This is a genomic window from Curvibacter soli (genome assembly GCF_029211125.1).
Classification (GTDB): Bacteria; Pseudomonadota; Gammaproteobacteria; order Burkholderiales; family Burkholderiaceae_C; genus Curvibacter_A; species Curvibacter_A soli.
In genome coordinates, this window is record NZ_JARGEN010000086.1 from 1 (window position 1) to 13,968 (window position 13,968).

16 protein-coding genes are annotated in these 13,968 nt (G+C 63.6%); all 16 read left to right on the forward strand.

What is annotated here, in order from left to right:
- The first annotated feature begins 94 nt into the window (after positions 1–94).
- Positions 95–364, forward strand: a complete 270-nt coding sequence (locus PY257_RS16025) for a hypothetical protein (RefSeq protein ID WP_275743629.1) — start codon at positions 95–97, stop codon at positions 362–364.
- Between the two features lies 1 nt (position 365).
- Positions 366–812: a regulatory protein GemA gene (locus PY257_RS16030; protein WP_275743631.1), complete on the forward strand. Its 447-nt coding sequence runs from the start codon at positions 366–368 to the stop codon at positions 810–812.
- A complete protein-coding gene (locus PY257_RS16035; protein WP_275743633.1) occupies positions 805–1,230 on the forward strand; it encodes a helix-turn-helix domain-containing protein in 426 nt (141 codons plus the stop codon). The genes PY257_RS16030 and PY257_RS16035 overlap by 8 nt, the downstream gene beginning before the upstream one ends.
- Positions 1,231–1,350: 120 nt before the next feature.
- Positions 1,351–2,517, forward strand: a complete 1,167-nt coding sequence (locus PY257_RS16040; RefSeq protein WP_275743635.1) for a phage protease — start codon at positions 1,351–1,353, stop codon at positions 2,515–2,517.
- Positions 2,518–2,542: 25 nt separating this feature from the next.
- The gene (locus tag PY257_RS16045; protein ID WP_275743637.1) at positions 2,543–2,953 is read left to right on the forward strand and encodes a hypothetical protein; all 411 of its coding nucleotides are present in this window, start codon (positions 2,543–2,545) and stop codon (positions 2,951–2,953) included.
- Between the two features lie 28 nt (positions 2,954–2,981).
- Positions 2,982–3,875 (forward strand): Mu-like prophage major head subunit gpT family protein, encoded by an 894-nt coding sequence (locus tag PY257_RS16050; RefSeq protein ID WP_275743639.1) that lies wholly within the window; start codon positions 2,982–2,984, stop codon positions 3,873–3,875.
- A 29-nt stretch (positions 3,876–3,904) separates the two neighbouring features.
- Positions 3,905–4,201 (forward strand): HI1506-related protein, encoded by a 297-nt coding sequence (locus PY257_RS16055; RefSeq protein WP_275743641.1) that lies wholly within the window; start codon positions 3,905–3,907, stop codon positions 4,199–4,201.
- Positions 4,202–4,344: 143 nt separating this feature from the next.
- The gene (locus tag PY257_RS16060) at positions 4,345–4,881 is read left to right on the forward strand and encodes a phage protein Gp36 family protein (protein WP_275743643.1); all 537 of its coding nucleotides are present in this window, start codon (positions 4,345–4,347) and stop codon (positions 4,879–4,881) included.
- 11 nt (positions 4,882–4,892) lie between these two features.
- Positions 4,893–5,327, forward strand: a complete 435-nt coding sequence (locus tag PY257_RS16065; protein ID WP_275743645.1) for a phage tail terminator protein — start codon at positions 4,893–4,895, stop codon at positions 5,325–5,327.
- The gene (locus tag PY257_RS16070; protein ID WP_275743647.1) at positions 5,324–5,551 is read left to right on the forward strand and encodes a hypothetical protein; all 228 of its coding nucleotides are present in this window, start codon (positions 5,324–5,326) and stop codon (positions 5,549–5,551) included. Before PY257_RS16065 ends, PY257_RS16070 begins: the two co-directional genes overlap by 4 nt.
- Positions 5,548–6,492: a hypothetical protein gene (locus PY257_RS16075; RefSeq protein ID WP_275743649.1), complete on the forward strand. Its 945-nt coding sequence runs from the start codon at positions 5,548–5,550 to the stop codon at positions 6,490–6,492. Before PY257_RS16070 ends, PY257_RS16075 begins: the two co-directional genes overlap by 4 nt.
- An 89-nt stretch (positions 6,493–6,581) precedes the next feature.
- Positions 6,582–7,073, forward strand: coding sequence for a hypothetical protein (locus tag PY257_RS16080; RefSeq protein ID WP_275743651.1), 492 nt, complete (start codon positions 6,582–6,584; stop codon positions 7,071–7,073).
- A complete protein-coding gene (locus PY257_RS16085) occupies positions 7,070–7,441 on the forward strand; it encodes a DUF1799 domain-containing protein (RefSeq protein WP_275743659.1) in 372 nt (123 codons plus the stop codon). Before PY257_RS16080 ends, PY257_RS16085 begins: the two co-directional genes overlap by 4 nt.
- A gap of 12 nt (positions 7,442–7,453) precedes the next feature.
- Positions 7,454–12,385 (forward strand): phage tail length tape measure family protein, encoded by a 4,932-nt coding sequence (locus PY257_RS16090; RefSeq protein ID WP_275743653.1) that lies wholly within the window; start codon positions 7,454–7,456, stop codon positions 12,383–12,385.
- Positions 12,382–13,296: a hypothetical protein gene (locus PY257_RS16095; RefSeq protein WP_275743655.1), complete on the forward strand. Its 915-nt coding sequence runs from the start codon at positions 12,382–12,384 to the stop codon at positions 13,294–13,296. The genes PY257_RS16090 and PY257_RS16095 overlap by 4 nt, the downstream gene beginning before the upstream one ends.
- Before the next feature lie 92 nt (positions 13,297–13,388).
- Positions 13,389–13,968 (forward strand): pyocin knob domain-containing protein (locus PY257_RS16100; RefSeq protein WP_275743657.1); only part of this gene is annotated, 580 nt, incomplete at its 3' end.

Sequence of the window (13,968 nt, forward strand, 5' to 3'; positions counted from 1 at the left end):
CCTACCAGGCGCTGGGCCAGAACGCGCCGCGCGCCAGCGATGCCGTTGCGCTGCTGATGGCGTGGCCCGCATCCGCGCCAGGCAGGGTGCCCGCATGATGCGCCTGCACGCTGAATACCGCGCAGTGTGGGATCTGCTGTTCGATTGCGGCTGTCCCTACACTACAGCGCAGTTGGCGCAGCGCCTGGGCGTTGACACTGCGCGCATGGTGCAGGTCGTAAGCAACCTCAAGCGCCGCCGACTGATTGCCGAAGTGCCGCCTGCGCCCGGCACCTGGGCCGCGCGCTATGAGGTCAACGGCTTGTGCGTGGCGCCGCAGGGCGCCGCGCTGGCCGAGCTGCAAGCAAATTTCAGGATGCGCTGACATGACCGCCAATCACGTTGCCGCGATTCATGTGCTCAAAAGCAAGCTGCGCTTGAGCGACGACGACTACCGCGCATTGCTCAATGGGCTCACGGGCAAGACCAGCAGCCTGGACCTGACTGCCGCCGAGCGCCAGGGCGTGCGCGATCACATGCAGCGCTTGGCCGAGCGCGCGGGCATTGCCACGGCGACGCGGCGTCGGCCTTTGACGCAAGAGCAGTTCGATGCCGTGCGCAAGAAGGCCAGCCCGCGCGAGCGCAAGGTGTGGGCGCTGTGGCACCAACTGCACCGCGACGGCTTGGTCAACAACCCTAGCCGCGCCGCGTTGGATGCCTGGGTGGAGCGCACTGTGCACGTGACGGCGCTGCGCTTTTGCACCACCGCTCAGTTGGACACCTGCATCGAAGCCCTGAAGGCCTGGCAGACCAGAGGAGACCACCATGCTTGAGATGTTCTATCGCCTGGATCTGGCCGAGCTCACGGCCGAGCAGCTCGCACCACTTGAAGCGCTGATGACGCCGTCCTGGTCGGATACCTGGCGCGACCTGGCCACCAGCCACTATCTCACGCTGCTGTCCGCACCTGAATCAGAGGCCGCCGATACGGCGTCGATCGCTAGGATGGCCGTGGCGCTCACCATGGGCGTGGCCCAGGACCTGGGCGGCACGCAGCCGTATATTCCAGTGGGCGCTGGCATGATGAGCAGCGCCCGTACGCGCCGCGTGATCGAGATGCGCGCAGCCGGCCTGCCGTACAAAGACGTGGCCGACGCCTGCGGCATCACCGCCAGCCGCGTGCGCAACATTGAGCGCGCCTGGCGACGTGAGCAGATAGCACTGCGCCAGGGTTCTCTGGCGCTGGGATAGATCGCTACTCGCCGCCCCCTCCATAGGCCCCGATCGCCACCGCGACGGGGCTTTTTTGTTGGCGAATATGTGGAGTGCAGCATTTAAGGAAGACGCAGGGTGCGCGCGAGAGTAGCGCCAATGCCTTCTGCGAACACCCACCGTAGCGCTGTAGCCATCGCCGCCTGCACCTTCGCCGTGCAGGCGGCGGTATCGGCAGATGGACTCATGCGCCGGGTGCAGTACTTACCAGCCGGTGAGTTTCGCAGCGCAGACACGCGCCCTGAAGACGTTCCGGCGTGGCGCATCGACGCCGCCAGCGCTGCTCGTGTCATCGAGCGCTTCAACGCACGCATTGCGCGCAAGCCGCTCGTCATTGACTACGAACACCAGACCCTTCACAAGGAAAAAAACGGCCAGCCCGCGCCCGCCGCAGGGTGGGCGAAGTCCATGGAGTGGGTGGAAGGCGAGGGCCTGTTCGGCATGGTCGAGATGACGCCACGCGCGGCTGCCGACATAGACGGCAAGGAGTACCTCTACTTCAGCCCGGTCTTTTCCTACTCGAAGACGGACGGCACGGTGCTCGAAATCCTCATGGGCGCGCTCACCAATGACCCCGGCATCCAAGGGATGCAGCCACTTTCTCTCATGGCCGCCGCAACGGCAGCCTTCCTTCCGTCCCTCGACCTCCCACAGGAGCTATCCGTGAATCCATTGCTCAAGGCCTTGCTGGCCGCCCTCGGCTTGCCCGAGACCACCACTGAAGAAGAGGCCACTGCCGCGCTGAAGGCCCTCGGCCCGCTGCAGCCTCTGCAGGCCCGCGCCAGCGTGGCCACAGCCGCCTGCACTGCGCTGCAGTTGCCCGCCGACGCCACGGCAGAAGCTGTCACCGCAGCTTGCACCGGCCTGCGCAAGGCAGCCCCCGCCACGCCTGACCCTGCAAAGTACGTTCCCATCGAAACGGTCACCACCTTGCAGGTGCAGATTGCCGCGCTCACTGCACGCCAGAACGAGGCCGATGTGGACGCGCTCGTCAAACCAGCGCTGGCCGATGGTCGCCTGCTGCCTGCCATGGAGAGCTGGGCGCGTGACCTCGGCAAGAAGGATATGGCTGCGCTCACCGCCTTCTTGGACAAGGCGCAGCCGATCGCCGCGCTGACCGGCACCCAGACCGGCGGCCTGCCGCCCAGCGGTACCGCCAAGGGCGACGCGCAGTTGTCGGCCGCCGAGCTGGCAGTGTGTACGGCCATGGGCTTGACGCCCGAGCAATACAAGGCAGGCGCCGTAGCTGCGGCTGCTGCCGTTTGAACCACCAACTATCGGAGCCACAGCAATGGCAGCACTCACACAAGACCGCAACACGCTGCGCCGCGATGGCGTACAGATCGAGCCTCCCGTAGCTGGCGGCGTCCGCATCTTCACGGGTGCATTGGTGGCTATCAATGCCGCCGGCCTGGCTGTGCCCGGCAGTACGTCAACAACGCTCGTAGGTGCGGGTTGCGCGTTGGCTCCGGCCGACAACACCCTGGGCGCCGCAGGCGCGCTGCGCGTGCGCGTTGACCGGCGTCCTGCGCACTTCGCCAACAGTGCCTCTGCTGATGCGATCACGCTGGCAGACATCGGCAATGACTGCTTCATCGTCGACGACCAGACCGTCGCCAAGACCAACGGTGCCAACACCCGCAGCCGCGCGGGCAAGGTGTTCGACGTGGATGCCTATGGCGTCTGGGTCGATTTCCGCTGAAAGCGCAACTGCAACGGAGTTTCAACCCATGCAAATCAATCACAGCAACCTCTCCATCCTCAACCAAGCGTTCAGCGGCGCATTCAAGGGCGCGTTGGCGCAGGCCACTCCCATGTGGAGCCAGGCCGCAACGCTGGTGCCCAGCACCACCAGCGAAACCAAGTATGGCTGGCTGGGCCAGATCACCAAGTTCCGGGAGTGGATCGGCGAGCGTCAGATCCAGAACCTGGTGCTGCACGATTACGCCATCAAGAACAAGACGTTCGAGAACACCGTTGCAGTGGGCCGCGAGGAGATCGAGGACGATCAGTATGGCGTCTACACGCCCGTGATCCAGCAGTTGGGCCAGGACGCGGCGCTGCACCCAGACGAGCTGGTGTTCAGCCTGCTCAATGCGGGATTCACCACGCCTTGCTACGACGGCCAGTACTTCTTCGACACCGACCACCCTGTTGGCGCCCCCGGCAGCCAAGTCAGCGTGAGCAACTTTCAGGGCGGAACGGGCACGGCCTGGTTCCTGCTGGACACCAGCAAGGTCATCAAGCCGGTGCTCTATCAGAAGCGCCGCGACTACGCCTTCACCGCCAAGACCAATCTGACCGACGAAAACGTCTTCAACCGCAATGAGTTCGTCTGGGGCGCAGACGGGCGCGGCAATGCGGGTCTGGGCCTGTGGCAGCTTGCCTACGCCTCCAAGGATGATCTCACTGTGCAGAGCTACGCCGACGCGCGCGCTGCCCATCAGAGCCTGCGCGGTGACAACGGCAAACCCTTGGTCATCCAGAGCAAGGAGTTGTGGGTGCCGCCCAACCTGGAGCAGCAAGCGCTGGAGGTGGTGCAAGCCGAGCGTCTGGCCAACGGCGCTACCAACGTGATGCGCAACCTGTCCAAGGTTGTTGTGTGCCCCTGGCTGGCCGCCTGACCGCAACTCTTTTTCAAGGACTGCAAGACATGGCAACCCAAAAGACCACCACCAAGACCGCCGCGACGTCGGCCACCAAAGCTGTCAAGACCGATGGCGGCACACGCCAGATGCTCCAGGTCATCTCCAAGCGCGACGGATTTCGCCGCGCCGGCCGCGAATGGCATGGCACCACCGAGGTGCCGCTCGATGAGCTCACCGAAGAGCAGTTCGAGCAACTGCAGACCGAGCCCATGCTGGTGACGACGCTGCTCGATGTGCCGGCCGACCAGGTGGACGAGCTGTCCGCTGCTGGCACCGCAGCAGGCGGTGCAACCGGAACCTGACTCCCAAAGCGAAGGGCATTGACCCGCACGCAGCGCTCCCAACGCGTGCGGCGAGCCCAGGGGGGCTCCACCGCCAACCTCATGCCGGGGCTGGATAACGGGAATGGTTTGGTTGAGCCCCGGCAACTTTGAACACCTTCACCATGCCCTACATCACCACCGCCGAACTTGCCGAGCGCCCAGGCGCGCGTGAGATCGCCCAGACCGCAAGCCTGCCGCACCAGATGGTGCGTGATGATGCGCTCATGGACGCCACGCTGCGCGGCCTGGACCGCAGCACGTGGACGCCCGAGCAGGTCGCTGTCGCAGATGCAGCATTGGCGCGTGTGCAGGACGCCGTAGCAGAGGCCGGTGCAGTGATTGATGGCTACTTGGTGCAGCGCGGCTACACGCTGCCGCTGGTACTGCCTGCCGGCAGTACGGGCCGCAGTATGGTCACCGTATGGGCGCGCTCGATCACGCGGTACTTCCTGAACAAGGATCGCATGACCGACGAGTCCAAGGACCCGGTGGCGCGCGACTACCGCGATGCGCTCAAGCTGTTGGGCCTGCTGGCCGCGGGAAAATTCAGCCTGGGCGCCGACGATCCAGCGGCCACGGCCAATACCAGCGCAACCGATGTGCGCTTTGAGAGCGCGCCGCTGGTCTTCGGGCGCGCGCAGATGCGTACGTTCCGCTGAAGGCTGCACCCATGGATCTGAAACCCATCCTGCAGCAGCTGCGCGACCAGCTCGTCGACTTGCAACTGCGCGAGATCGAGGAGGCAGCCGGACTGGACGCCGCCATGCGATCCAGCCGAGCCACGCCGTCCATTTACCTGCTGCCGCTGTCCGAGCGCGGCCAGAGATTGGATCACACGGGTGTCCCCGACCAGATCGAGTACCGCCTTTTCGGTGTTCTCCAGGTAGTGGACGTGATGAGCCCCGAGGGTACCGTTGGCGTGGTCGATCTCGCCTGCCTGCGCCGTCGCGTCAAGCAGGCACTGATCGGCTTCGTGGCTGACGCTTCCATGGGCGACCCCGTGTTGTTTGTCGGTGGCGAGCTCGTGGAGTTCGAGGGCAATGGCCGCCTCTGGTGGTCCGACGAATTTGGATTTTCTGGCTACTACGACAGGAGCAACCCGTGAGCACACGCAATGCCAAAACAATCCCGCCCGAGCAGGTGGCGGACCAGACCGAGGCGCCGGCCGCTACCACCACCCGTGACATGGCCACTGCCGTGGTTCGCGCCCAAGCGATCGCCGCGCCAGCCGACTCCAACCGAGGCCAGGGCGGCATCTACACCGTAAAGGACGGCAAGCGCGTCCTCGTTGAAGCAACCCAGTCCCAAGCTACCAAGGAGCAAGCATGAGCACCCCGAAGTTCATCAAGAAGATGGCCGTTCTGATCGCCATCGAGGCCACTGTCGGCACCATCGTAGTACCAGTGGCTGCGGACGCCATTGAGGTGTCCGACGTCACGCTCACGCCCATTGAGGGCGATGAGGTGGATCAGGGCGTCATCCGGCCTTACTTCGGCGCGTCCGAGACCACTATGGTCACGCTGTACCGCAAGATCGCGTTCAGCGTGGGCCTTGCGGGCGTGGGCACTGTGGGCGACCTGCCTGGCTGGGCCACACTCATGCGCGCCTGCGCTGCCAGTGTGACAAACACCCCTGCGCCCGACGTGAATGCGGGCACAGTCTTCGCCCCAGTAACGGACGGAATTGAGAGCGTGACTGTCTATGCCGTGGTGGACAAGCAGCTCTACAAGATGGCCGGCGCACGCGGCAACGTCAAGGCAACGGTGGATGCCAAGCAGATTCCGAAGTGGCAGTACGAGTTCACCGGCTCATTCCTGCCCGTGGAAGAAGTGGCAGCCATGCCCGTCGTGAACTACAGCAAGTTCCAACGGCCGCTGGGCGTGAACAAGCTCAACACCACGCTGGAGCTAGACGGCTACCAGGCGGCGTGCAGCAGTTTCCAGTTCGACTTCGGCAACCAGGTCGTCAAGCAGGACCTGATGAATGTTGACACCACGGAGATCACCGGCCGTGCCTCCACTGGAAGCGTCACGTTCCGCAACACGTCTGTGGCCACCAAGAACTGGATCGAAATGGCACGTACCAGCGCCAAGGTGCCAATGACCCTCAAGCACGGCCAAGGCGCCACCAATACGGTGTCCATCACCGCGCCGTATGCACAGATCGGCAAGCCCACGTTCAGTGACCAGGATGGCATCCAAATGATCGCCGTACCGCTGCGCTTTATTCCCAGCGATTCCGGCAACGACGAGTGGGCGATCGCGGCCTAATGGCCGTGGTGTCGCCGCGGGCCTCCAGGCCGGGCGCCCCATAAGCCCGACCTCACCAACCTGGCAACCACCAATCTGGAGAGTCTTTCATGGCCGTTGTTCTCGCATCCGTCGCCTTCTGGGCGCCCGTTACCTACCGCCTCATTGGAGACGACGGCAAGCCCGAAGTCATCGAGGGCCGTGCCCGTTACAAGCGCCTCAAGACGTCAGAGCGCAAGGCGTTGGACCGCAGCATTCGCGCCAACAACCTCATGCCGGACGTGCGCGCCGCCATCCGCAAGCGCCTGGATGCCGACGACTGCAACTTCACCGCCAAAGAGCGCGCAGAGGTCCAAGCCGACCTGGCGGCCGAGCCGATCACCGATGAGCAATTCCTGCAAGCGGTGCTGGTGGACTGGGACTTCAAAGACAAAACTGGCGCGGCGATCGCGTATACGCCTGCTGCGAAAGCAGAACTGTGCGAAGACTGGGACGGCTTCGAAGCCGCATTGGTACGGGGCTACACCGACGCCCAGGAAGCCGTGCTCAAGCCGCAGGAGACGGAAAAAAACTCCGTGGCGCCGTCCGGCACTGGTTCCTGAGCCGCCGGCACGAGCGCCAGAACACCGAGGAGGAAGACGCAGAGCTACGTGCCCAGTGGGGCCTCCTCGGCGTTGATCCAGACAAGGCGCGCGCTGCGGCCACGCAAGGCGCTCACGAGGAACCTGAGCCAGAACAGTACGAGCTTGCACCTGAGCTTTGGCCGGCGTGGGAGTGTTTTGTGAGTTGCTGGAACCAGTGGCGCGTGGTGACAGGGCCGTGGGGCTTCTATTACGACGGAATCGACCACACCAGCCTGGCTAGCACGATGGACCTGCTTGGTGTGAAGAAATCAAAGCAGCGCAGCGTGTTCATGCACGTGCGCATTCTGGAAAGCGAAGCCAAGCCGCTACGCAATGAACGGGAATAGAGCCATTCGCCCATGAGCGCTGATCTGACACTCGGACTCAAGCTGCAGGCTGACGCCTCGCAGTACAAGGCGGAGCTCGCCAGCGCGGGGCAGACGCACTCTACCTTCGTCGCCCAGGTTCAAGGCGGTGGCACCGCGGCGACGGCCTCCCTACAAGGCACCACCACGGCGGCGCAGGCCATGAGCCGCGCGATCGACGCGGGCAACAAGGCCCACGCGGCGGGCGCCATCTCGGCCGCGCAGCATGCCGCCGCCATGCGCATGCTGCCCGCGCAGATCACCGACGTGGTCACCAGCATGGCCAGCGGCATGCCGGTGTGGATGGTTGCCATCCAGCAAGGCGGCCAGATCAAAGACTCGTTCGGAGGCGCAGGCAATGCACTGCGCGCCATGCTTGGCGCGATCACGCCCACGGTGGCGGGCATTGGCCTGCTGGCAGGGGCGGCGGGCTTGGCAACGGCTGCCTACTACCAGGGCAGCAAAGAGCAGGACGCGTTCACCAGATCCATCATCACCACGGGCAATGCCTCGGGCGTCACAGTCGGTCAGTTGCGCGATTACGCTCGGGCCATAGACGACGTGGTCGGCACCCAGGCCCAGGCCGCTGAAGGCTTGGCCGCATTTGTCCAGGCGGGGGTGCGCGGCGGTGACCAACTCAAACAGTACACGCAGACGGCCATTGAATGGGAGCGCGCCACCGGCCAGGCTGTGAGCAAGACGGCGCAACAGTTCGCCGCACTGCAGAAAGACCCGCTGACGGCAGTTCTCAAGCTCAATGAGGGCACCAACTTCCTGACGCAGAGCGTCTACGACCAGATCAATGCGCTGGATGGCCAGGGAAAAACCATCGAAGCCTCCAAAGTGGCGATGGACGCTCTGGATGCTGCCATGCGCGAGCGCAGCAAGGGCATCGAAGGCAGCTTGGGGTACATCGAGCGCGCATGGCGCGGCATCACCGTGTCGGCGAAGGAAGCATGGGATGCCATGCTCAATATTGGGCGAGCCAACACCGATCAGCAAAATCTTGATCAGCTCCGCCAGAACCTCGATCGCCTGGAAGAACGCAATGCTTCCTTGGGAATCAAACCAGGAAAACAAACGCAAGACCTACGTGAGCAGGTCAAAGCGCTGGAAGACAAGATCGCTGCCGAGAACGCGTCGGCTGATGCGACGGCCCTCGGTAACGCTCAATTACAAGCCAGGATCGAATGGGACAAGGCGGGGGAGAGGTTTCTCAGCAAGCAAGCCCGCATGGAGGATGAGCTCGCCAAGGCACGAGTGGCGGGTGCTGCAGCGGGTGCCTCAACCGCAGAGATAGAGCAGCGGCTGGCCGCCATCCGCGAGAAGTACAAGCAATCCCAGGGATCGGGCGGCATCAAGGTCTCCGACTCCGAGTTGGACAACTTGCAAGGGCAGTTGCAGGCGGCCAGGCTGTACCACGAGCAGCTCGTCACTCTTGGCGCTAGCGCGTCAGAGCTGAATGCGGGTGAGCGAGAGTCGCTCCATATTGGCGCACAGCTTGAACGGGTCACCGACGCCAAGACGGCTGCCAGGTTGCGCGAGAAGCAAGCCATTGCCAACGCGCTGGGTGTGCAACTGCGCAGCAACGACGGCCTGGAGAAGTCTCTCAAGACGCACCAGGCCCTCATCGACACCACGGCGCGTGATGCCGATGTCATCGACCAGCGCGCAAAGGCGCAAGAAGCGGCCAACACGGTCTTCGGTAAAGGGCGCATGGCCATCGAGCAGATGACGCTGGCCGAGCTGGAGAAGCAAATGGCCCAGGCCCAGGGCAGCGATCGCTTCGACCCCAAATACATCGCCTCTTTGGAACTCAAGATTGCCGCGCAGAAACGCTACGTGGCTGCATTGCAGGGGGCGGACTACAAGGCCGCCGAACAGCACGTGAACGAACTGCTGCGTGGCGCTCAAGAGCTGGCCAAAGCCTATGAAGACGAGCAGGCCCTATCCGGGCTCACCACCCTGGAGCGTGAAAAGATCGTGGCGCTGCGCCAGGTCGAGCTCAAGTATTCCAAGGAGCTCGCTTCCATTGATGCGCTCGCGCTGTCGGATGTCGAGAAGCAGGCTTTACGGGAGGAGGCCTTGCGCGCCCAGCGCATCGAGAGCGCCGCCGCCGTGGCCAAGGTCGAACAGCAATACATGGCTCGCACATCCGACGAGATCAACCGCAGCCTGACCGATGCGCTCATGCGGGGATTTGAAAGCGGCAAGGGTTTCGCGGAGAACCTCGCGGACACCGTCCAGAACATGTTTAACACCATGGTGTTGCGCCCGGTGATCAGCGCCATCATGACTCCCGTGTCACTGGTGATCAATGGCATCGTGCAGCAAGGGCTGAACGCGGTAGGTATGGGAGGCGGCGGCAGTGGCGGTGGCGCCATGGACTTGGTCAACACCGGCATGAGCATCTGGCGCGGCTTCTCTGGCGGCATGGCCGCGTCTATGGGCAGCATGGTCACCAACTTCGGCTCCATGTTCGGCAGCCAGGCCGCCACCCAGTTCGGCATGGGCATGCAGGGCATGTACATCGCGCCAGGAATGATGGGGCCAGGTGTTTCCACCGCAGCCGGTGCTGCTGGCGCTGGCGCTGCAAGCCTGATGGGCTGGGGTGCCGGCATCGCCGGAGGCGTCTTCGGCGGTCGCATGATTTCAGGCGGCTATTCCGTGCTCGGCAGCGGCAACGGCGTGGTAAATGGCGGTTCCGCCATTGGTGCGCTGCTCGGTGGCCCCGTCGGTGCGCTGCTCGGCGGCCTGGCCGGCGGCGTGGTCAACCGGCTCTTCGGCCGCAAGCTCAAAGACTCTGGAATTGAAGGCGACTTCGGCGGTGAGTCTGGCTTCGATGGCCGTCTCTTCGAGTTCTACAAGGGCGGTCTCTTCCGGTCGAACAAGACGAAATACAAGGACCTCGACGAAGAGACAAGCGCTGCATTTGCCGACACCTTCAACGCCATGCGCTCGGGCGCACGCGAGATGGCGGGTGTGCTGGGGCTTGGCGCCGAGGCCATCGACAGCTTCACCGCTCACATCAAGATCAGCCTGAAGGGCCTGAGCCCCGAGGAAGCGGACAAGCTCATCAAGGAGGAGATGGACAAGATCGCCATCTCCCTGGCCAGCACGGTGCTCGGCACCGAGGAATACGCCCGCGCCAATGAAACAGCGCTGGATACGCTCACGCGCCTGTCCGGCAGTCTGGTGGGCGTGAACTCGGTCTTCGAGAACCTCGGCTATACGCTGTATGCGTCCAGCCTCGCCGGGGCAGATATGGCCAGCCAGTTGATGGACCTTTTCGCAGGGCCGGATGGCTTCAACAACGCCACGGGCACGTTCTTCCAGAACTTCTTTTCCAAGGACGAGCAGCGCGAAGCCATGCGCCGAACCATGCAGACCCAACTGGACACGCTGGCCATGGATCTGCAACTGCCCGACATCAATGCCGCCAACGCCAGAGAGCAGTTCCGAGCGCTCGCTCAAGCGCAGGACCGCAGCACCGAAGAAGGCCGTGCCGCTTGGGCGATGCTGATGCAGCTATCCGGCGCGTTCGCCTCCATCACCACTACCGCCGAAGACGCGGCTGCGGCAGAGAAGGAGCGCCAACGCGCGCAAGAGGATGAGCGCAAACGCGCGCAAGAGGAGAGCCAACGCGCGTATGAGGAGCGCTTGCGCGCCGAGGCGGATGCCCGCAAGGCTGCTACGGATGCGGCGTGGCAGGCAATGCAGCGCTCCATCGCTGCCGCCCGTGACGTGGTGCAAGCCGAGATCGCATTGCGTGAAGAACGCATTGCCGCGGCGCGTGCGGTGGTGGACATCACACGCGACCAGGCACGAGAACTGCGCGGCCAGGTGTCCAGTGTCGCGTCCATGACCGCAGCCCAGGCCAGCGCCTGGATTGACAACGCCCTTACAGCGGCGCGTACCACGGGCTACCTGCCTGATGCCCAAGGTCTTGGCCAGGCGATCACGGACGCGCGTTCCGGCATGGGTACGCAAGCCTATGCAAACCGTCTGGACTACGAGGCCGCACAGCTCATCCTTGCAAACAAGCTGGACGCGATCGGCAACGTGGGGGATGCCCAGCTCACGACCGACGAGCAGTTGCTGGAGCAGGCCAAGAAGGAGGTGGACCGTCTTGACATGCTCATCAAGTCAGGGCGCGATGCGCTGGACGCGGCACGCGGCAATACCGTGGCGGTGCAAGACGTGGAGTCCGCAGTGCGCGAGTTCTATGACCGGATGTTCAATGAGAAGAGTGATGCGCCTGGGTCAGCCGGTGGTGGCTCCGGTGGTGGTGCTGGGGGCGGCGGTTCTGGCGGCGGTGTGGAGATCGTCGCAGGGCCGGGGCCAGTGGGCGGTGGCAAGACGATAAGTCCTGGTGATCGCACGGCCGACGGAGGATATTACCGCGAGGTGTACCTAGGCGTCTGGAGTTCCTGGCGAGCTACTACCGGAGAGGAAACTGCGTTGTTGAATACAGTTGATCGATGGATGGACAAGTGGCGCGGAACTGGTGACGTCGCAGGAATGCTCAACGACGCCAAAGCCTCGGGCTATACCCTGTCGGACCTGGCCACCGTAGGCGGTTGGTCCTACAAGGATCTATTGGAGCGCGCGGCAGCCGAAGGCATCCCACGATTTGCTGCAGGCGGGACACACCTCGGTGGGCTGCGTCTAGTCGGTGAAGAAGGGCCAGAGCTAGAAGTAACTGGTACTGCGCGCATCTACAACGCACGACAGACCCAGCAGCTGCTGGATGGCCTGCAAGCGGGTGGCGGCGACAACACCGCCGTGGTCGGCGCGATCGATGGTCTGCGCGCCATGCTCTATGAGGCCCTGCGCTCCATCTACATCACCAGCAGCGACAGCGAAAAGCTGCTGCGCCGCCTGGAGGCCATGGGCTTCAAACAACGCGTTGAGGAGCCTGCATGACTAACGGCTACACACAGGGCATGGGGTTCGTGCCGCCAATGTCCGTTACGCTGGACAACATAGTCACCAACGTAGCGGCGAGCAATCTGCCCTCCTACAACGCTGCCACCAACTATGCCCTCAATGCCGAGATCATCGACGCGCAGCGCGTGATATGGCGCTCGATGCTCGATGGCAACCTGGGCAACGACCCGGCCACAACAACAGGAAAGTGGCAGCGCATCGGCGTGGAAAACCGCCTGCGCATGTTCGATGGCAGCCTGAAGTCCATCACCGAAAACCCGGATCTGATCGAAGTGACAATCACCACCGGGCGGGTTGTCACCGACGTGCAGCTCATGGGCGTGGAGGCCGACTCCGTGCAGGTACTCATGCATCACCAAGTGCATGGAATGCTGTACGACAGTGAGGAGCGCTCCATGCTGCGCCCCTCTGGTAACTCGCACTGGGGCTACTTCCACGTGCCGCTGGAGCGGCTCACCAAGCTGCACCTGTGGCCGCTGCCCGCATACACGGGGGGCACGGTCACCATCCGCATCATCCGACCCGCAGGCGTGGCTCGCTGCGGCGAGGTGATTCTGGGCCGCTCGATCTGGCTGGGCAACACCTACTGGCGTCCGGCCTTGGGCTTCGACGACTGGAGCCTAAAAAAGAAGGACGAGTGGGGCAGCTGGCAGGTACGCGAGGGCGACTTCAGCGAGCGCATGAAGCTGCAGGTGCTCGTGGAAGGTACTGAATACGGGCGCGTACGCGACCTGGTTGTGCCGTTTCGGGCAAAGCCCGTGCTGTGGATCGGTGCGCGCGGCATCGACGGCCTGACCACGCTGGGCTACATCACCAGTTTCGAGCTGGTTCCCTTCGCGCATGGCAAATCCGATTGTTCAATGACCATAGAAGGAGTGGAGCAGTGAGCTTTACACCACCACCTGGGGCGCCACCAGCAGCGGCACCCATACCGAGCCGGCGTCAGGACGACCAGGGCACGTTTGACCTGAAGACGGACGTGTACCTGACATGGACGGAAAGCCTGCGCAACTGGCTCGCCGGCTTCGTGAGCTGGATCGGCGACTTCATCACGGAGGTGACTGCCGTACAGGGCCAAGTCAGTAGCGCCGCTGCCACTGCGGTGATTGCTGCTGACAAGGCGCTTGCTTCAGCGCACTTCAAGGGCGTGTGGAGTGCCCTGAGCGGGCCGTTGATAGCGCCTGCGTCGGTGTCACATGATGGAGTTATCTGGCTGCTTAACGCAGACGTGCCTGACGTGACTGCTGTGGTCCCCGGTGTCTCCAGCGTTTGGACTTCTTCGCTTGCTGATGCAGTCCTGCAAACGAAGACGCTTGGCAATGTGGACCTAAATATTGCCATCACTTCCGGCTTCTACAGCTTCGGCACGCCTACGAATGGACCTGCTGGCGTCGCCGATTCGCAGCTCATCGTCTCTCGCGGCGGCGACACAGCAACGCAGATCATCGTTGACAAGGCGACGGGTGCAGTGTTCGTGCGCGGAGCCTCAGACCTTACTAGTGCACCAGCATGGTCCGCTTGGCGCCGCGTTGCGATGCACAACGAGGTCGTGGTGCCTG

Bases quoted from the DNA above. Each gene is read 5' to 3' on its own strand.
- PY257_RS16050 (WP_275743639.1), top strand. From the start codon at position 2,982: ATGCAAATCAATCACAGCAACCTCTCCATCCTCAACCAAGCGTTCAGC.
- PY257_RS16080 (WP_275743651.1), top strand. From the start codon at position 6,582: ATGGCCGTTGTTCTCGCATCCGTCGCCTTCTGGGCGCCCGTTACCTAC.
- PY257_RS16030 (WP_275743631.1), top strand. From the start codon at position 366: ATGACCGCCAATCACGTTGCCGCGATTCATGTGCTCAAAAGCAAGCTG.
- PY257_RS16035 (WP_275743633.1), top strand. From the start codon at position 805: ATGCTTGAGATGTTCTATCGCCTGGATCTGGCCGAGCTCACGGCCGAG.
- PY257_RS16090 (WP_275743653.1), top strand. From the start codon at position 7,454: ATGAGCGCTGATCTGACACTCGGACTCAAGCTGCAGGCTGACGCCTCG.
- PY257_RS16055 (WP_275743641.1), top strand. From the start codon at position 3,905: ATGGCAACCCAAAAGACCACCACCAAGACCGCCGCGACGTCGGCCACC.
- PY257_RS16060 (WP_275743643.1), top strand. From the start codon at position 4,345: ATGCCCTACATCACCACCGCCGAACTTGCCGAGCGCCCAGGCGCGCGT.
- PY257_RS16040 (WP_275743635.1), top strand. From the start codon at position 1,351: ATGCCTTCTGCGAACACCCACCGTAGCGCTGTAGCCATCGCCGCCTGC.
- PY257_RS16045 (WP_275743637.1), top strand. From the start codon at position 2,543: ATGGCAGCACTCACACAAGACCGCAACACGCTGCGCCGCGATGGCGTA.
- PY257_RS16025 (WP_275743629.1), top strand. From the start codon at position 95: ATGATGCGCCTGCACGCTGAATACCGCGCAGTGTGGGATCTGCTGTTC.
- PY257_RS16065 (WP_275743645.1), top strand. From the start codon at position 4,893: ATGGATCTGAAACCCATCCTGCAGCAGCTGCGCGACCAGCTCGTCGAC.
- PY257_RS16075 (WP_275743649.1), top strand. From the start codon at position 5,548: ATGAGCACCCCGAAGTTCATCAAGAAGATGGCCGTTCTGATCGCCATC.
- PY257_RS16095 (WP_275743655.1), top strand. From the start codon at position 12,382: ATGACTAACGGCTACACACAGGGCATGGGGTTCGTGCCGCCAATGTCC.